The organism is Synechocystis sp. PCC 6714, from assembly GCF_000478825.2.
Classification (GTDB): domain Bacteria; phylum Cyanobacteriota; class Cyanobacteriia; order Cyanobacteriales; family Microcystaceae; genus Synechocystis.
This window is the reverse complement of record NZ_CP007542.1, coordinates 2,780,463-2,799,945: the sequence shown is the minus strand read 5'-3', so window position 1 is coordinate 2,799,945 and position 19,483 is coordinate 2,780,463. Positions and strand designations below refer to the sequence as shown.

General features: G+C 49.8%; 15 protein-coding genes. 6 read left to right on the top strand and 9 right to left on the bottom strand.

Annotated features, from left to right (window positions below; all coding sequences use genetic code 11):
* Positions 1–10: 10 nt before the first annotated feature.
* Positions 11–1,042, top strand: coding sequence for a thiamine phosphate synthase (locus D082_RS12765; RefSeq protein WP_028947274.1), 1,032 nt, complete (start codon positions 11–13; stop codon positions 1,040–1,042).
* Here D082_RS12765 and D082_RS12760 read toward each other — a convergent pair.
* Entirely contained in the window at positions 1,022–2,791 is a 1,770-nt protein-coding gene (locus tag D082_RS12760; RefSeq protein WP_028947275.1) for a R3H domain-containing nucleic acid-binding protein, read from the bottom strand. The two genes, D082_RS12765 and D082_RS12760, sit on opposite strands and share 21 nt — an antisense overlap.
* Before the next feature lie 178 nt (positions 2,792–2,969).
* On the opposite strand from D082_RS12760, the gene D082_RS12755 reads away from it, so the two are divergent.
* The 3 genes from D082_RS12755 to D082_RS12745 all read left to right on the top strand — a co-directional run bounded on the left by D082_RS12755 (position 2,970) and on the right by D082_RS12745 (position 7,158).
* A complete protein-coding gene (locus D082_RS12755) occupies positions 2,970–4,343 on the top strand; it encodes a CHAT domain-containing protein (protein ID WP_051738854.1) in 1,374 nt (457 codons plus the stop codon).
* 129 nt (positions 4,344–4,472) lie between these two features.
* Complete coding sequence (lhgO, locus tag D082_RS12750; RefSeq protein WP_028947277.1) at positions 4,473–5,669, top strand: L-2-hydroxyglutarate oxidase; 1,197 nt, start codon at positions 4,473–4,475, stop codon at positions 5,667–5,669.
* Between the two features lie 145 nt (positions 5,670–5,814).
* The gene (locus D082_RS12745; protein WP_028947278.1) at positions 5,815–7,158 is read left to right on the top strand and encodes a hypothetical protein; all 1,344 of its coding nucleotides are present in this window, start codon (positions 5,815–5,817) and stop codon (positions 7,156–7,158) included.
* On the opposite strand, the gene D082_RS12740 is transcribed toward D082_RS12745, so the two are convergent.
* The 8 genes from D082_RS12740 to D082_RS12705 all read right to left on the bottom strand — a co-directional run bounded on the left by D082_RS12740 (position 7,121) and on the right by D082_RS12705 (position 17,413).
* The gene (locus D082_RS12740) at positions 7,121–9,127 is read right to left on the bottom strand and encodes a serine/threonine phosphatase (protein WP_028947279.1); all 2,007 of its coding nucleotides are present in this window, start codon (positions 9,125–9,127) and stop codon (positions 7,121–7,123) included. The genes D082_RS12745 and D082_RS12740 overlap by 38 nt on opposite strands.
* A gap of 338 nt (positions 9,128–9,465) precedes the next feature.
* Positions 9,466–10,200, bottom strand: a complete 735-nt coding sequence (locus tag D082_RS12735; RefSeq protein ID WP_028947280.1) for a hypothetical protein — start codon at positions 10,198–10,200, stop codon at positions 9,466–9,468.
* Positions 10,201–10,233: 33 nt separating this feature from the next.
* The gene (locus D082_RS12730; protein ID WP_028947281.1) at positions 10,234–12,237 is read right to left on the bottom strand and encodes a ribulose bisphosphate carboxylase small subunit; all 2,004 of its coding nucleotides are present in this window, start codon (positions 12,235–12,237) and stop codon (positions 10,234–10,236) included.
* A gap of 130 nt (positions 12,238–12,367) precedes the next feature.
* A complete protein-coding gene (locus tag D082_RS12725; protein ID WP_028947282.1) occupies positions 12,368–12,670 on the bottom strand; it encodes a EutN/CcmL family microcompartment protein in 303 nt (100 codons plus the stop codon).
* 30 nt (positions 12,671–12,700) lie between these two features.
* On the bottom strand, positions 12,701–13,036 hold the full coding sequence (locus D082_RS12720) for a carbon dioxide-concentrating mechanism protein CcmK (protein ID WP_010871405.1): 336 nt from the start codon (positions 13,034–13,036) through the stop codon (positions 12,701–12,703).
* Positions 13,037–13,164: 128 nt separating this feature from the next.
* Entirely contained in the window at positions 13,165–13,476 is a 312-nt protein-coding gene (locus D082_RS12715; protein ID WP_010871406.1) for a carbon dioxide-concentrating mechanism protein CcmK, read from the bottom strand.
* A 488-nt stretch (positions 13,477–13,964) separates the two neighbouring features.
* On the bottom strand, positions 13,965–15,449 hold the full coding sequence (gene gltD / locus D082_RS12710) for a glutamate synthase small subunit (RefSeq protein WP_028947283.1): 1,485 nt from the start codon (positions 15,447–15,449) through the stop codon (positions 13,965–13,967).
* Between the two features lie 308 nt (positions 15,450–15,757).
* Positions 15,758–17,413, bottom strand: a complete 1,656-nt coding sequence (locus D082_RS12705; protein ID WP_081857661.1) for an iron uptake porin — start codon at positions 17,411–17,413, stop codon at positions 15,758–15,760.
* 211 nt (positions 17,414–17,624) lie between these two features.
* Here D082_RS12705 and D082_RS12700 point away from each other — a divergent pair, with 211 nt between their 5' ends.
* On the top strand, positions 17,625–18,968 hold the full coding sequence (locus D082_RS12700) for an ankyrin repeat domain-containing protein (protein WP_028947285.1): 1,344 nt from the start codon (positions 17,625–17,627) through the stop codon (positions 18,966–18,968).
* Complete coding sequence (locus D082_RS12695) at positions 18,958–19,470, top strand: Tab2 family RNA-binding protein (RefSeq protein WP_051738851.1); 513 nt, start codon at positions 18,958–18,960, stop codon at positions 19,468–19,470. The genes D082_RS12700 and D082_RS12695 overlap by 11 nt, the downstream gene beginning before the upstream one ends.
* Positions 19,471–19,483 lie beyond the last annotated feature (13 nt).

Here is a 19,483-nt window from a genome sequence, read left to right as displayed (position 1 = left end):
AGCTAAATAGATGCAAAAATCTTCCCCTACGGCGATCGCCAGAATTTTGGATGCCAATTTGAACCGAGCCCGGGAAGGGTTGCGGACGGTGGAGGAATGGTGTCGTTTTGGGGTGAACCATCAGCATTTAGCAGAGGAATGTAAACAACTGCGGCAAGCTCTGGCTCCTTGGCACCAGGATGATCTGCGAGCTGCCCGAGACACGCCTAATGATGTGGGCACCCAGTTAACCCATCCCCAGGAAGCTCAGCGCACTGATGTGCGAGCTCTGTTACAAGCAAATCTCTGTCGGGTAGAAGAGGCGTTAAGGGTACTGGAGGAGTACGGTAAACTGCGAGATCCGGCCATGGGAGCCTGTTGTAAGCAGTTGCGGTATCGGGTTTATACCTTGGAAAGTCAATTGCTGGGGGGCAAATTACTACAAAGGCTGAGACAATGCTCCCTTTACCTAGTCACTTCTCCCCAGGAAAATCTGCTAGCAACGGTGGAAGCTGCCCTCCAAGGAGGATTAAAGTTAGTCCAGTACCGGGATAAAGATACGGAGGATGAGTTACGGTGGCAAAGGGCTAGGGATTTACGGCAGTTGTGCCGGCAATATGAAGCGCTGTTTCTAGTCAACGACCGGGTGGATCTGGCCCTGGCAGTCAATGCCGATGGAGTGCATTTGGGACAACAGGACCTACCCATTGCGGTGGCCCGTCAGCTACTGGGGCCCGATAAAATCATTGGCCGCTCTACCACTAACCCGGGGGAAATGGCCAAGGCGATTGCCGAAGGGGCAGATTACATTGGTGTTGGCCCCGTATATGCCACCCCCACTAAAGCTGGGAAACGGCCCGCTGGTTTGGAATATGTGCAGTATGCGGCCACCAGCTCTCCGGTGCCCTGGTTTGCCATTGGCGGCATTGATGGGTCAAATCTCGCAGAAGTTATGGAAGCCGGTGCAACCCAAGTGGCGATCGTCCGGGCCATCATGGAGGCCACCAATCCTACCCGGGCCACAGCCCAATTGTTAACCCAACTAAGCGGGATAAATCCTTAGGCGACGGTTCGGCTCATCCCCAAAACTATCGGATTGCAAACGGTAATGCTCCACCAGCTCGTGTTGCATCTTCCGCACATGGGGCGATCGGGGCAGTAATTCCACCGGTTGCCCTGTGGGAATGACAATCTGCTCCACCGCTAAGCGTGCTTCCTCCAGCGCTTCCAACTCATCGTTACTGCCACTGCGGGTAAACAAACGCAGATCCGCCGCTTCGGCCTTATGAGGTTCGTCCATGCCCAGAATTCGTTTCAGGGCCCGGCTAATTTGGGGAATGGTGTTGGATTTAACACCATAGATGGGAATTTGAATGCCCTTAGCCATCTGTCGTAATTTTTGATTACCCTTGACGTGGGAACGCAGGGCTAAGACTGCATCCGCCTGGTGCAAATCCTTGGTGACCGCCACCGGTAGTTGCAAAATTTCGATTACCTGATCCAATTGCGATCGCCCGACACCGTAGGGGTAAACATATACCGGTAAATCTTCCCCGTTGGGCCCCGGCACCCGGACTTTTGGTTCATCCTCCCCTTCCCACTGTTGCCAGGACTGTTCCAATAACCGTTCAAAATCCCGCACCTGATCAGCGTTGGCGTGGAGGGGGGCTTGGGGCTTCATTCGCCCAGTGGAGCGTAAACCAGTGGGTCTGCTAGGCAACGGGCGATTATCCACCAAGCCCAGGGAGAAATAGGGGGGCGGTTGGGGCGTTCTTTCCTGGGGTTGGGCTTCCACCGTTTCGATTTGTAATTCCCCGTCCTCGTTCATGTACCGCAATTGTTCCACCGGAGCACGGCCCCGCAGCAGGTTATCAATGGTTTGGGCCACATCCCTATGGATAGTCCATTTTTGCCGCTCCAGCATTTCCACCGCCATGGAAAAAGTTGGAGGAGCTTTCCTTTCCAGCACTGTTTTTTGGGAACCCCGCCGCCGGGCTTCGTCATCTCCCAAGGTGACGGCTTGGATACCCCCCACTAAGTCTGAAAGGGTGGGATTTTTAATCAAATTTTCTAGACGGTTACCATGGGCGGTGCCGACTAACTGCACTCCCCGTTCCGCAATGGTGCGGGCGGCCAAGGCTTCCAATTCCGTACCAATTTCGTCAATGACAATCACTTCCGGCATATGGTTTTCCACCGCCTCGATCATCACCTGATGTTGTAATTCGGGCCTGGCCACCTGCATTCTCCGGGCTCGACCGATCGCCGGATGGGGAATATCACCGTCCCCGGCAATTTCGTTGGAGGTATCAATGATCACGACCCGTTTATGCAAATCATCCGCCAGCACCCGGGCAATTTCCCGTAGAGCAGTAGTTTTTCCCACCCCGGGCCGCCCCAGTAGCAGTAGGGATTCTCCCGTTTCCACCAGGTCTTGAATTAAATTAATAGTGCCAAACACCGCTCGACCCACCCGACAGGTCAAACCAATAATGTCATTGGTGCGGTTACGGATAGCGCTGATGCGGTGCAGAGTTCTTTCGATACCGGCCCGGTTATCACTGCTAAACAGTCCCACTCGGTCAATGGCATACTGCAAATCCTCTTTGGCGATCGGTTCATGGCCCAAATAGACAGCGGCGCCGGGAAAACGGGCTTCCGGTAATCGTCCCAGGTCCATCACCACTTCCACTAACTGTTGCCGCTGGGGGTGTTCGGCAATGATGGCTTGAATGGGTTTAGGCAGAATACTTAATAATTGTTCGAGGTCGTCAACGGGGTAATCCTGATGGGCCAGGCTAAGTTCCGACATTATGATAGTGGGCGCTGGGTTTATAAAATTTTCTAATTATCTACGAAGATAACAAAGGAACCTCCAAGGTTGGCAAAATTTCTGGCAAAATCAACTAATAACGTTGAACAGCGATGCCCCTGGGGTTATGGCAAAGGGTAGGGGCGTAGTTTGGTCAGTAAAATTAGGGCAAGAAACAATGGTCTTTTCCATACACAACATTTCTCCGCACAAATACCCTGGCGATCGCCAGAGTTTCTCCAAGTCTCTGCTGAATAAACTGATGGTGGTGGGTATGGGCTTAGCCCTCGCTAGTTTCGCCGTGGCGCCGGCTTTCAGCCAAACCTTAAGTGAAAAGATCGTGGCCATGGAAAAAGCTCGGGAAAGGGAATTTGCCGGCTATTTTGGCCAAAGCTTTGGTGAAGTGACCCAAACCCCCGAAGAAATTGCCCAAACCCTGCAAAAAATTGGCCAGGAAACAGGGACAAAACCGGCGGTGCTATGGATAATCCCCGAAAAGGATTTTTTACATTTAGTCCTGGTGACCCCGGACTTGGCTCCCATTGTGGTGGATCTGTATGATGTGCCAGAGGCAGTGTTAAGACCAGTGGTGGCCGCTTTCCAGCAGGAATTAAAGTTTTCTCAAACTGTTACTCGACGCACAGCAGCCCAGCAACTTTATCAATGGATCATTGCTCCCTACGCTGAAACTTTGCAAGCCCAAGGCATTGATACCCTGCTTTTCTGTTTAGGTAATGGGGTCCGGGGTTTACCCATGGCGGCCCTGTTTGACGGCCAGGAGTTTTTGCTAGAAAAATACAGCCTAACTAATATCCCCGCTTTCAACTTAATTAATAGTGACTATAAACCGCTCCAACCCGGCAATATTTTGGCCATGGGAGCTTCGGAATTTGCTAACCAGAGTCCACTGCCGGCCGTTCCCCTAGAATTGGACAATGTCATTTGGGCCATGGCTATCAATCGTCCAACGGAAGACCGTTGGCAGGGGGATACTTTTCTCAACCAAGATTTCACTATTGATCGCCTCCAGACTGAATTGGCAGAAAAACGTCCCAGTATTGTCCATTTAGCCACCCATTCCTATTTTCGTTCCGGTAAACCAGCCAATTCCTACATCGAATTTTGGGATGACAGGTTAAAGCTAGATAAGGTCAGTAAAATTAATTGGCGTTCCCCTGCGCTGGAATTACTGGTGCTCAGTGCCTGTCAAACAGCCCTAGGGGACGATGAAGCGGAATTAGGTTTTGCTGGTTTAGCGCTCAAAGCGGGGGTCAAATCCGTAGTAGCCAGCTTTTGGAATGTGGACGATGGTGCCACTCTAGTATTAATGAGTGAGTTTTACAGACAATTGGGACAAACCCCCACCAAAGCGGAAGCCCTACGCCAAGCCCAACTGAAAATGCTCCGGGGCGAATTAGTGGCCGACTTAGAACAATCGGGCCTTTCTCGGGGGGCGATCGCCGTTCCCCCATCCCTAGTCAATCTAGGGCAGGCGGATTTTTCCGCTCCCTACTATTGGGCCTCTTTTACCATGCTGAGTAGTCCTTGGTAATTTGGGAAAAGTCAGCGAACACCGCAGGCGTTGCAAAACATTCCAAAATATTCCTCAGTGGTTCAATCCCACCGTTGCCGTAAACCGCTAGGATAGTTCACTGGTAATTTTTTCAAGGAGTGGGGAAACATGGCTTCCTATGACATCACAATTATCGGCGGTGGCATTGTTGGCTTGGCCACGGGGCTGTTTATTGGTCGCCGTTTTCCCCAATATAAACTATTAATTTTGGAAAAAGAGGACGGGCCTGCCCATCACCAAACTGGGCATAATAGTGGCGTAATTCATTCTGGCATTTACTACAAACCAGGGAGTTTTAAGGCCCAGTTCACCAAAGCTGGGAACCAAAGCATGGTGCAATTTTGCCAAGAACACGAACTACCCCATGAAGTTTGCGGCAAAGTAATTGTTGCTACTAAACCAGCGGAACTCCCCCTCTTAGAAAACTTGTTTAATCGTGGCCAAGCCAATGGCCTAAGTGTCAAAAAACTAACCTTTGATCAAGTTAGGGAATATGAACCCCATGTGCAATGCTTAGGGGGAATTTATGTGCCCACTTCCGGCATCGTTAACTATAAACTAGTTTGTCAAAAGTACGCCGAATTAATTCAAGCCCAGGGGGGAGAAATTAAGTTTAATCATCGGGTTCATCAGATTGAAACTCGAACCGATGGCCATAGTTTACAAACAAATCAAGGAGATTTTTTCAGTCGTTTCTTGATTAATTGCGGTGGTCTGCAGAGTGATCGCCTGGCCAAAATGGCGGGCATTAAACCCGAAGCAAAAATTGTTCCTTTTCGGGGGGAATATTATGAACTAAAGCCGGAAAAAAGATATTTAGTTAAAGGCCTAATTTACCCGGTACCCAACCCGGCATTTCCCTTTCTGGGGGTGCATTTCACCCGTATGATTGATGGCAGTATCCACGCTGGGCCCAATGCAGTACTAAGTTTGAAACGCGAAGGTTACGAGAAAACGGATTTTAATTGGGCAGATTTCACTGAAGTAATGACCTATCCTGGCTTTTGGAGATTAGTGGGTAAGCACTGGCAAGAAGGTTTACAAGAAATTATCCGCTCCTTTAGCAAGGCGGCGTTTGTCCGGAGTTTACAGGAATTAATCCCGGAGGTAACGGAGAATGATATTGTTCCCAATCCCGCCGGAGTCCGAGCCCAAGCTTTGAAAAATGACGGGGCTTTGGTAGAGGATTTTTTAATCGCCCCTGGCCCTAATTCCCTCCAGGTACTCAACGCCCCTTCCCCTGCGGCCACTGCTTCTTTAGAAATTGGCAAGGCGATCGCCGCCCAAGTGCAAAAGTATTTCTAGTGCTGATTCCAGCATCATTGCTTCAATTATCCTTGCTTTTCCATACCTGGGGCATAGGGGCATCATGGCCCACTTTTTTCCAACTAAGCTTTTGGAAACTAGCTCTTATAATTCCCATAACGCCCCTTTTCCTCCGAGACTTCCCATGGAGAACAACAAAAATATTGCTGAATCTGAGCCGGCCTATGTTGGCACTATTCTTTATCCTGACCCTAGTCCCTACGCATTGGCCATTTCTCCTCTAGTACAGCTCAAGAAAATCTTTCAAGCTCTCTACACCAGTCTACTAAAAATGATGTGGCGGGAGTTGCTAGCCGAGGAAGTGCAAAAAAAAGAAGCTTACAATCTCATCCTATTTTTGATTTTTCTCTTTCTTTCTTGGTTAACTTTTACCTTTCGCACCGCTAGTCAATGGCTATTTATTGTATTTTTTATTTTTTGGTTTATTGATAACGCCATTAGCTACAAAAATTTCCAAGGAGGGCATTACATCCAGCGGGTTTATTTACGAAAAAATAAAACTGGTGATTTGAGTTGGCAACTGCAATTACCCAACAAAGCACCCTTATTTATGGAGTTTAATCCGGGACAAGTGCAGGCCATTAGTGTGCGAAGGCGGGAGATTAGGGGCGGTGCTTTTGAGGATAAATTGGCGACAGTGTGGCAGGGGCAATTGCTTTTGTATGACGGTTCTGATTGGATTTTTGAAGAGGACCAAGACCTCGATCGGGTGCTGGAGGCGATCGCCAAAATTCAAAAAATTCTAGGGGAAGCAGTGCCGGTGGGCTTTGAACATAGTCACGGTTTGGGAGCCTATGCCCTCAACCCCATTCCAGCCCAGGAGGAAGAATGGCTGTTGCAAAAAAGGGGGGCAGTGGGACTAAAAAGAACAGGGCGCAAATGGCACATTTTTTCCCGTTGGCGTTGGGAGGATTCCTGGTCCCTAATTCGACAAATTTTTCGCGAATCAGGCTTTCTTTTGTTTTTCATGTTGATGGTGGGGTTTATGGTGCAATTGGGGGGCATTTTAGATGGTTTTCGGCGGGCCTTTGCCGGGGAAATTGTTTATGTTGAAGTGCCTGACAATTTTGGTCTGGTTATGCCTTGGCAGGATTGGCGCATCGGCTTACCCTTACTACTGGCGATCGCCATTATGATTTATCGGGGCCGGCGGCTCAGTCGAGTTAAACATTGCTCCGTTGATCACCATTTTGTCCGGGCTAACCTGGATAATCATTCCCTGGGAAAACTCCCTACCGATGAGGTGGAAGCGGTGTTGGCGGTGGGGCAAGGAAAACCTGAAGTCCTACTTCTATCTGCCAATAAAAGTTTACTTATTCCTTCTTTTCAACGGTTAGAAGAAGCCTTGATCTATGCCTGTGTTCTCACTAGGGCGATTGATGAATTTTCCCCGGTCAAAAATCCAACAGAAATATTGGCAACAGAGGAATCTACCAGACATCCAACGGAATTTGTGGACGAACTTTAAGCCGCACTAACAAGCCGGTTAAATTATCGTGGCCGTTGTACTCGTTGGCCGCTTCCATTAATTTCCTTAGTCCCCGATCCACATCTTGACCGGAGCTAACATAGGGCAACAATAATTCTTGCCAATGTTCTTCAACGAAATCATTGTCGGAAATGCCATCGGAACAGAGCAGAATAAGACAATCTTCTTCGATTTCTGAAATTTTTACATCTGGCTGGACATAACTGCTACTGTGGGGCCCCAGAGCCTGGGTTAATTGATAGGCATCGGGGCGGGCATAGGCCACCTCCGGCTCCAAACCGTTGAGGATAGCCTGTTGACCCACTTCATGGTCCACCGTCAGTTGCTCCAAACCATTCTTGCGGGTGACCCGGTAAATACGACTGTCCCCCACGTGGGCGATCGCCATGGTAGTGTCTTTGACTAACATCATCACCAAAGTGGTGCCCATGCGGCCACTACCGGAACTGGAATTACTTTGATTAACCTCATAAATTTTTTGGTTGGCTAAACTAATGCCCTCAGCAATGGTGTTTTTATCGGGGAACTTGCTGGCCATAACAATCTGAAAATATTCCAGCAGACTTTTCACCCCCATTTGACTGGCCACTTCTCCGGCGGCATGGCCCCCCATGCCATCGCAGACCACATAAATCCCCTGGGCCCTAATGGTTTTACCGTGGTTATTGCGGTGGGTTTCCACACTAGTGGCAATGCCAAAAAAGTCTTCATTATGTTGCCGGTGACTACCCCGGTCGGTGTAGCCCGCATCCACCAAGCTAATTAACTGCATGGGGAGTACGGCGGTGGGTATGTCATCCACTTCCTCCGAGTCAAATACATTGACATCGGGCATGGTTATTGGGTTACTGCCGGGGTTTCCTTCATCCCTCGATAGACTATTTTCGCTACTTTCGATCGCCGCAAACACTTCCTCTGGTATCTGCTCAAAATCCACTTCATGGACAGTGAAATCTTCCGTTTCTTCCTCTACGGTAATTACTAAATCTTCAATTTCCGTAAATAAATCGTCCATATTTTGATACTGACCCTGGGCGGCTTTTTCCAATATGGCCAGCAGTTCTTCCCCAGCGGAAGGCACCGGACTGAAATATCCGTGCAACAAATGGCCAAATTCCTCTAGGGAAACTTCGGTATGGCAATCGCTATAAATCTGTGCCAAGGCAATATTTTGGTCTTCATCCACCCGGAGATTTTGCTCTAGTAACAAACTCCGCGCCCAACCCGCGGGGGCCAACTGATGCCAAAGTTGGAAGAGTTGATTAATCCAAAAGACAATTTCCAACCCCGGTAGAGAATCACCCTGGTCATGCAAAATGTCTACTAACAAATCCCATTCGGAGCGATCCTCTAACAAGAGAAAACTATGGTCTCCATCACACCAAGCATCATAGACTTCGGGAATTTTGGGCACCAATTCAGGGAAACGGAAATAGGGAATAATTTCCTTGGGTAAATTTAGGCTGGACCAGATGTCCTTGGCAATAATTTCCCCATTGGACATTTGGGGCCACTGGGCTAAAAATTCCCCCTGTTGGGAAAGCAACACTTTTAGAACTGACGGTTGTAGGGGTTGGCAATCTACCACCCTACTGTGGAAGGTAATCTGGTCTCCATTGCCAGGGTCATCAATGGTAAAGGTACTTTCTTCCCCTGGTGCCAGCAACTGATATCTTTGTCCTACATCAATGCAATTTTCGTACAGCTTAATATGTTGGGGGGCAAATTCCTGCTCCGGTTCTCCGTCTGGTCCCACCGCCACCGGTACCTTAACCAACACCGTTAGCACCCGGCCGGCGATCGCCCCACAGTGAGGACAATAGGCCTCTCCGTACTGTACCGTCTCTCCACATTGCCCACAGGGATGTTCCTTTAGGGATGCACCGCACTTTTGGCAAATGCTGTTACGGTTAGGATTTTCGGCGGAGCATTGGGGACAAATTAACATAATTCAGGAAAGACGCAATGGACTGCGGTAACCAGTGCCGGCAACTACCGGTTTTTCTCGAAATTGACCCACTTTGCCCATAAAACAAAGAACAGTGATGGGCCGATGCGGAAATTATGACTATCGGCGAACGGGGATTAATTTTTAGGGAGATAGTAACTTTTAAAGGTTATTCCCTCCCATGGTAAATACCTTAGCTCAAAAATTCGACACTGCCTCAACCAACTCTATTTTTGTGGGAATTACCTCACCTGCACAACCACACAATGGGCAGTGGATAGTATGGTAATGAACAATTTTGCTTTTGTACTGCCAACTATGCTTAGCTGGGAATTCGATTAAGAACTAAAATATTTACGTTCCGGAAATAAAGTTAATAACAACTGATTAATATAAACCTGCCCCACCACTGGGGGTTTTTCCTGTATTTCTTCAACTAACGGTGCGGTATCCATTACCACTGGGGAAGTGGAAACTAGTTTTTCAGTATTTTGACCGGGTGGAGGTTGTTTTTCTGTTTGAGCTGGGGATGTTGGCCCTGCTGTTGGAGATTTATCAGAGTCCTTGAGGCCACTGGAAATAGAGTCTTTTTGTCTCTTTTTCCGCCAATCTCTCTCTTTTTCAGGAGCTTCGCTATCCCAGGGGGAAGGAATGGGATCAATGGCTTCCGGAGCGGGAGGAGGGTTTTCTCGGTTAACAGTTTCCGTTTCTGTCCGGATATCGGCAATGGGATTAATTAATAGAGAGCCTGGGGGAATGAGAGCCTGGGCATCGATATTTTGCTGAAAAATGGTGCTACGGGAACCAAGGCATGCCGCTTGCCCAATGGTTACTGGTCCAATTAGTAAACAACCAGGGGCGATCGCCACCTGCTCCTGAATTTTCACATCACCGGCATGGGCTGTAATCACACTGCCCAAACCAATACAGACCCCAGCATCAATGGTAACTTGACAATCTGGAGCCGCTTCCAAAATAACCCCCGGAGCAATCACCGCCGTTTCGTGAATGATCACGTTACCACTCACAAAATATTCAGAAACACTAACACTGTGAACGGGCGGTAACTGCATGGCAAAATCCGGAGGCTGGTCAACTAGTTGCTACTAGGGACGCTGAATAATGGTTTCCAACACCCGTCGCTTAGCTGCAGGATCAATGCCCAGTAAACGTACGTATTCGCCATTGTGCTCTGCCAAGCAACCCTCCAATGCCCGCAACACTTCCGATTCATGGGTGCTGGTAATGGGGGCACAGCTTTGCCAGGATTTAGCTTTAAAGCGGCGCTTATCCGTGTGCTCGGTGCCAATTTTGTAGCCCTGGGCCAGGAGGGACCGCACCTGGGTAACCACACTGTTATCTAGGCGCACAGCGGAGTTGCTGTAACCACCATTGCCACCACCGAAGCCATTGCTAGGGGAGTTATTGGCCGCGCTGGTGCTGGCGGAAGATGACGATCGCCCAGCGGCAACACTATCCCCGGGACGTTGGATAATTTGTTCTAACACCCGTCGTTTACCGACCCGGTCAATGCCGATAATCCGCACATATTCGCCAGCATGGTCTGCTAAGCAAGTTTCCAATTTCGCCAAAACCTCCGCTTCCCGGCCGCCGTCAATGGTGGGGCAAGTATCCCAAGATTTGGCTTTAAAGCGACGTTTATCCGTGTGTTCGGTGCCAATACTGTAACCACTGGCCAGTAATCCCCGGATTGTTTCCACCACCTCCGGAGTCAAGCCACCAGCCTTAGAGCCTCCGGCGGAGCCCACGGAGGTAGATTTATGGCCAATGGAACTGCTGGAACCCGAAGATTTACCATTTCCATTACCGTTGGGCCGCTGCACCACAATTTCCGCCACCCGCCGTTTTCCATTGGCATCAATGCCAATAATGCGGACATACTCATTACTGTGATCAGCTAAAAACCGATTCAATTCTTGGAGCGCTTCCCCTTCCCGATGGCTAGTGATGGTGCCCCCAGTGAGCCAAGAACCGGTTTTGAAGCGACGGGCGGTGGCATATTCCAAGCCAATTTTGCAACCCTGGTGGAGTAAAGCCCGCAACTGATTAGCACCGTCTCCCGCTAAACTGCCTGCCTGGCCAGCGGTACTACGGCCGCTACCGCCACTGCTCAAAGCTTTGGTGGTGGTGGTACCCCGACTGGGGGAACCGGGCACATCGCCGGGGCGTTGGATAATCACTTCCACTACCCTGCGCTTAGCCCCCTGGTCAATGCCAATCAGCCGTACGTATTCCCCCGCAAACTCCTGGAGCCAACCTTCCACTGTGGCAATAACTTGGTCGGGGCGGAAACCTTCAGCTGTGCCACAACTCTGCCAGGATTTGGTTTTAAAACGCCGTTCGTTGGCGTGCTCTGCACCGATGCCATAGCCCTGGGCCAGGAGGGAGCGAATCTGGTTGGTAATGTCAGAATTAATAGTCATGTTGTCTATGGAATTTATATAGGGAGTTTCGGTAACGGGGGTAACAGCGGGGAGGGACTCCGGTAAAACACACACGGTGGGATTAGTTCCCTGGGTTGGAGAAGCACTCTGCCCCTGCATGGAAGCAATCTGTTGCACAAAACGGCGATCACCAGCCTGGACATCGGGCAAACTGTCCGCTTGGTGTTGCTGGGTAATCATGGCACCGGAAGGAACCAACTTGTTGGGAGGAATCTCCACATCCTGCACCAGGGAATGCATCATCACCACCGCCCCATCCCCCACCCGGGCATTAAGCACGGTGGAACGGAAACCAATGAAACAATTATTGCCCAGGTACACAGGGCCGTGGATCAACGCCAAATGGGCCACACAGGTGCCCGGCCCAATCCAAACGGAATATTCCCGGTCATCATCCCCCAGCACTCGACCAGTTTCTAGACCATGGACCACCACCCCATGTTGAATCAGTACATTACTGCCAATCCAAAAGGGTGTTCCCTCGTCCGCCCGAATGGAGCTACCGGGGGCAACACTGACCCCAGGCTGAATACGCACATCCCCCACCACATTGGCAAACGAATGAACGTAGGCCGCCGGGTCAATCTGGGGGTCTGCCAAATGTTTAGACCAAGGCCTGGAAGCCAAGGCGGTGCGAGATCCCATGCAATTATTCCTCCTAGATACAGCGAAAAACCAGCCTAGTGGCACTGCTAGCACTGCATCGGGTTCAAAATAAGTCCCAAGCAAAACCCCATTCCCTGGGTCGGGGATAAAAGGGGATCAGGAGAGAATGCTATCTCCCATCGTCCCTTTTGTTGTAAAGGGAACCACTAGCCACATTAACCGTGTCGATAATGCCCACCACCATGGCATCCAAAGGGCGATCGCCATTACCCCGTTCCTTACGGGCGGCGCTTCCCCGGGCCACCAGCACCCATTCATTCAAGCCTGCTCCCACCACATCACCGGCCACCTCATAGCGCTCTAGGGGTTGGCCGTGGGTATCGAGAAACTGAACTAGGAGCAGCTTAACGCCAGTCAAGTTCGGTGTCTTCGAGGTGCTGACCACAGTCCCTAAAACTTTGGCAAGTTGCATGGCTTAATTGAGCTCAAATTATAGGGAAAATTAACGGCGGATAATAGAAGGATTAACAATTTCCCGGAACTGCTCCACCGCCTCGGTGTAGCGAATGGGAAGGACATACTCCAAGTTTTCGTGGGGACGGGCAATGATGTGGTTAGACAAAACTTCACCACCATTGACCCGGCGAATATTTTCAATGCCAGCGGTAACAGAGGCTTGAACTTCAGACACGTCGCCCCGCACAATGACGGTAACCCGACCACTACCAATTTTTTCGTAGCCCACCAGGGTAACCCGGGCGGCTTTCACCATGGAGTCAGCGGCCTCCACAACGGCGGGAAACCCAAGGGTTTCGATCATTCCAACTGCAATTGACATAGGTTTAAGTTACTCCCAGGGAATATCAAATCAAAAAACTAAAATTAAGCCCATCTAATTCTCTCGGTCTAGCTCGGCAGTCCCGGTCATTCCGTGTAGTTGACTACCGATCGCCAAGGGGAAGGGAATTAATATGTCCGAAACTGCTCAACTTCTTCGGTGTAGCGAATGGGAAGGACGTACTCCAAGTTTTCGTGGGGACGGGCAATGATGTGGGTAGAAAGCACTTCCCCACCGTTGACTCGGTTGGCAGCTTCAATACCAGCGGAAACAGAAGCTTGTACTTCGGACACATCCCCCCGCACAATAACGGTGACCCGACCGCTACCAATTTTCTCGTAGCCCACCAGGGTAACCCGAGCGGCTTTAACCATGGAATCGGCTGCTTCTACAACAGCGGGGAAGCCACGGGTTTCGATCATTCCAACTGCAATGGACATGGGGGATAGTCTCCTAGAATCGTGAAAGTTCGGGTAAAAGTTAGCAAGCGATTTTGACTGTGGTCAGGGGCAGAGCCGGATCTGGCCATTCCCACTAAGGGAGCAAAACCCAGAACCCGATTGATTGCCTAACAGTCCACAGTAACAGCTTGGTGAACGGAAAAATCAAGAGAATGCAGAACGAGTTTTAGGAACCCAGGGCAAACACCCGACACATTGAGCGTCGGCTCTTGATAGCCTTTCCTGCCGTTGAGGTTAAGTTGGTGAAGATAAATAAAAATTTGATTATCTACCCTATGAAAAGCATAGGAAACCTTGGGCCCTTTGACAATATAAGGGATTATGATATTTTTTAATTCGATTATTCAACATTACTAATCAAACGTCTGCCATTGCCAGGCTGCTTGGCATCAAGATCCCCCAGCCAGAAGATAACCAGGGGGATAGCGGCCGTCATATTGGTTAATAACTGTCAACTGGACAAAAATTTAGGGTAAATCCGTTTCTCCCATCAGGTAAAGATCACAGGCTTTGGCCGCCCCTCGACCTTCGTTAAACGCCCAAACCACCAAACTTTGCCCCCGGCGACAATCCCCAGCGGCGAATACCCCGGGAATGCTGGTTTCATACTGGCCATATTCTGCTTTGATATTGCCCCGGGCATCTTTATCCAATTTCATCGCATCCAAAAGTTGACTTTCTGGCCCGAGAAAGCCCATGGCCAGCAGTACCAATTGGGCCGGCCTGACCTGTTCGGTACCTGCTATTTGCTGGGGGATGAATCGCCCTTGATCATCTTTTTCCCAACGGACATCGACAGTGTGGACTGCTTTAACCCGACCCTGGTCATCCCCTTCAATTTTGGTGGCGGTGGTGAGGTAACTGCGGGGGTCATGGCCATAGACCGCGGCGGCTTCTTCCTGACCGTAATCCATTTTGTACACCTTAGGCCATTCTGGCCAGGGATTGTTAGCGGCCCTTTCCTCCGGTGGTTTAGGCATAATTTCCAGTTGCACTAAGCTTCTGCAACCGTGGCGCAGGGAAGTGCCCACGCAGTCGGTGCCTGTATCTCCTCCACCGATGATCACCACGTCTTTGTCTTTGGCACTAATAAAATCGGGGCCAGGGGTTTTATTCAAAATAGCTTTGGTATTGGCGGTTAAAAACTCCATGGCAAAGTGAATGCCCTGTAATTCCCGTCCCTCAATAGCTAAATCCCTGGGTTTAGTGGCTCCGGTACAAAGCACCACTGCATCGTAATCCTTGAGCAAAGTTTCTGGGGGAAGGTCCTTGCCAATTTCGGTACTGCAAACAAAGGTCACCCCTTCTGCCTCCAGCACATTCAACCGCCGGAGTACCACTTCTTCCTTGTCCAACTTCATGTTGGGGATGCCGTACATGAGCAAACCACCGGGGCGGTCTTCCCGTTCATACACCGTTACCCAATGGCCGGCTTTATTTAACTGGGCGGCGGCGGCCAAACCGGCGGGGCCAGACCCTACCACGGCCACTTTTTTACCCGTGCGTTTTGCGGGCGGTTCCGGAGTAACCCAACCTTCCTGCCAGCCCTTTTCAATGATGGAATATTCAATATTTTTGATGGTCACCGGGGGATTATTAATGCCCAATACACAGGACCCTTCGCAAGGGGCAGGGCAAACTCGGCCGGTAAATTCAGGAAAGTTGTTGGTTTTGTGAAGTCTATCCAAAGCTTCTCGCCATAGCCCCCGATAGACTAGGTCATTGAATTCGGGGATTAGGTTATTGATGGGACAACCACTGGCCATGCCACTAATTAAAGTTCCCGTATGACAAAAGGGAGTGCCGCAGTCCATACAACGGGCTCCCTGGGTTTCCACCTGTTTATCCGGCATGGTGAGGTGAAATTCATCCCAATTTCTCAGGCGATCGCCGGGGCTTAACTCTTGGGGAATTTCGCGGGTATATTCCAGAAAACCAGTGGGTTTGCCCATGCTCGTAGTTACCTCTCGTGGTGGAGTGCGATCGCCATAAAATTAGACATTAAGCCTAGTTTAAAGCAGTTCCTAAGTAATAGAGGGCAACTTTTATCGAGATTTGGTGGCAATGTTGCTTTTTGTTACAAACAATTCCCTAATTTTGATCCCAGCCATTTCTAATCACCGTCTCTGTAGATCCCTATACTAAAACTAAATGAAATTAGGGAAACGGTAAAAAGGAGCAGAAAAAACCCTACCTTTTAGGTAGGGCATAGTTGCGAGGAATCTTGGTGTGAGCCTTTGGCTTTATCCCACGGATTGTTCTAAAACTTAAATGTCGTTCTTACTGTTGCCACCCAAATAGCACTGTTGTCGTTGTTGTTATTGGGATTAAGCACCACAAAAAAGCCAGGGGTCAAGGTGATATTTTTGCTCAGAGGATAACGGTATTGAGCTTCCAGAATATAGGATGTGCCCGGATCACTGGGTCCCCCATCCACTCCCCGAGCGCGGGGCGGCATTCCCCCACCTAATGAGAGCACTCCCCCCTCCGTAAATGCGTCCACAAAAGAAACATTGGCATTCCAAGTCCAGAGGTCAGCATTATCCCCCTGACGGTTGCCCCCCTGGGCTGTGGCATTGGCATAACCAACCCACCCCGCTACGTTGACACTGGAGGTAATTTGCCAAGTGGTCTGAAGTCCAAAACGATCCGCTGTGGTGGGCACTCGGCCAAAGGGACGGTTGGAAATAGGACTGCCGGTACTGCCGGTGAGGTTAACCCGCTCCGCAGTTTGATAGCTGTGAACATAGGTGGCCGCCAATTCCCAATTGTCAAAGGGCTTAAAGCCAATCTGAGCCCCAGTACTAAAAGAACCGTTAAATAATCCCCGACCTTCATCCGGGCTATTAGCTGTATCTCCATCAGCCAAATATAGGGCCGCAAAGTGAAATTGACGATTAGGAGCATAACGGATACCGGCCCCAGCCCCTTCAGGTCCCCGATAAACCAATGGATTACGGCGGCCAAAGCGGGTTAATGTTCCGGTGGAGTCACTTTCTAGGTAAGGATTAAGAACCGGGAAAATATGGTCTAGGTTCAGGGCCCTTGCTCCCACCCAAGCAGTCACTTGATTGCCAATCGGAAAACGGTACTGTAACTCGTCCACCACAACGCTATTGTTGGTGTTGGTGTCAAAGGATAATCGAGACATATCAGTGCCAGTGACTTGGCTAAAGTTAGGCAAATTGCCAGCTTGTAAACGGGTTCTTAGTCGATCTTTGCCCGTAAAGCTAGTATCGAAATTCAACCGAGCACGGTAGCCCAAGGTAAACTGACTCTCTAAAGGGCTTTGGGCGGCATTGGCCATCTCACTACCAAAGGCATTGGCGGGGGCGAGAATTACTTCCCCATTCAACTTGGTGGTGGTGGAAAATTGGTGGTCCTCCAAATAGGCTGTGCGCATTTCCAAATTATCGACCCGGGCCCCCAAAGCGGCCAATTCTCCCTGGAACTCCTGAGCCAGACGCTTGAGAGCATCTAGATCCCCTTGTACGATGGCAATATTTTCCTGCAATAGCCTTTCCATCGTGTTGAGGCAGGCGTTTAAACCCGCTGCAAACTCCCAACGGCTGAGGGCCCGATCGCCACGGAAAGTGCGGTCTGGATAACCCACAATACAACCATAGCGTTCCACCAAACTTTTTAAGGCTTCATAGGCCCAGGCATTGGGAGACACATCCCTTAGTTCCGACACATTGGTGATTTGAGCCATGCTTCCCTGGGAGGTATCCAAGTTTGACAACAAGTTACTAGTCTCAGTCAAATAGGGAAACTGCTGTTGCAAAAGATTTTTCTTGAAATCATCCACAAATGCTGCCGAATTAAAATTTTGAGCCTTCACATCTGGGGTAAAAGCCAACAAAATTGCCAGAAATGCTAAATTTGGGCGCAAAAAGCCCTGAGAAATTATTCCCATAAATTTTACTCCCCACACAGAGATCAATGCTAACTATTTGATTTTGAACTTTTAGCAGGCTATCACAATTGAGAATAGCTTTCAATTTAGTTGATAATATTATCAACTAGCCAGGGGCCAGAGGCAGGTTTCTCCACTTGACCTAAAATGGTTATGGATAATTTAACTTGACCAAAAATCAAAACTCTTTTACTAAACAATTGACAAAACCATGGTCAATCCCATTGTGGTGGCGGCTAAACAGGGTCAATGGCAATTAGTGCAAAAACATTTGTTTACTGCCACGCTAGACCAGGTTAATCAAAGGGATGAACGGGGTTTAACAGCTTTGATGTATGGCGTAACAGCTCTAGAAGTTCCCACTGTCAAACAATTGCTGCAAGCTGGGGTTGACCCCAATTTGTCCCGACCGCCCCACGACATTACTCCGCTGATGTTGCTGGCGGGACTTCCTCATAATAATACCAATGACTTAAATTACTCCAATAAACAGGAGCAGAGGCGAGAAAATCTCTGCGGCATGGCCAAAATATTGCTGGAATTTGGGGCAGAGGTAAATCGGCAAAACGACGACGGCACCACTGCTTTGATGATGGCAGCCTATCGCAATAACCTTCCATTGGTGCAAATCTTCTTGGCGGGAGGAGCGGACTGCCAAGTTCAGGATCGGCAAGGCACAACGGCTTTAGAGTGGGCGATTAAACACCGGAATTTAGCTATGGTGCAAGCACTCTTGCAAGGACAAGCCCGGTTGGACCTCCGGGATGGGGACGGTAATTTGCCCCTAACTTTGGCCATCAAAATAGATGACCACGACATCGTTGATAGTTTGCTCAGGGCCGGCGCTCCCTGGGATCAAGAGAGTTGGTTTACCGCTGTGGAGGAAGGAAAAATTGCCCCGGTGCAAGCTTTGATTGAAGCTGGTTACCCCATAACAGAGCCTGGGGACACGGGAGATACTGCTCTGCACATTGCTTGTTTGGAAGGTTATGAAAAGATGGTGCAGATATTGTTAGCCCATCAAGCTCCCCTCGATGTGGTAAATCAGGCTGGGGATACTCCTCTGATCTTGGCGATCGCCCAGGGACAATTGGCCATTGTGGGGCAGTTATTAAAAGCTGGGGCAAATCCCAATTTTTCGGTGACTGGGGAATCGCCTCTAATGACCGCTTTGACGATGGACAGCTTAGGCAGCCAAGTCCAAAGGGAAATTGTCCAGGCCTTATTCAAGGCGGGGGTTTCTGCAAATCAATGCCTATGGGAAGATAAAACCCCTCTAATGGTGGCGGCTAACTTAAATTTGGCCGACCTAATTTCCTTGCTGGCGAACCACGGCGCTGACCCCAACCAAACTGATCCATCGGGTTCCACGGCTTTAATGTGGGCTTGCCATCGGGGACACCTGGAAGTGGTTAAAGCTTTGCTGGATAATTTTCCTGCTATGGACGTTAACGTGAAAAACAACGGGGGCCAAACTGCCCTCCACCTTGCCCACCTCAATCACCGGCAAGCAATAGTTGCTTTCTTGAAATCCCATCCAAGCCATGGCCAATAATCTTCCTGCTCCGCCCCAACCCCTGCCCGATCGCCTGTTGGGGGAAAGTTGGCAATTTATCGCTCTTCCAGCCCAGGATCTCTGGCCCTACTTTGGCGATCGCCCCATGCGTTACCAATCCATGCCCATTCATTTATCTCCCCTAGAGTTGGGTTTGGCGGCGGATTTACCCATTCCAGGGGTGGTGATTTACGGCGGTCGTCAATGCCGTTTCATCGGTGAATGGTTAACGGAACAAAAACCAAAGAGCCTGGTTTATATTGCTGAAGATCCCCGCCAATCCGGGGGTCTAGTTCTTCACAGCCAAAGCGGCGATCGATGGGTAATGGTTACTTTTAAAGATGGGGAAATGGCCACCGCGGCGGGGATATTTAGCCAACGGCAACAAAAAGCAAAAGGCTTACATTTTCTCTGGCTCCAACCGGATAATTCGGGGGTAACCACTACGGGGGTATGGTTATTGCAAACGGGGAAAAATTCAGTCAATTTCACCAGCAATTGACACCTTTTGCCGC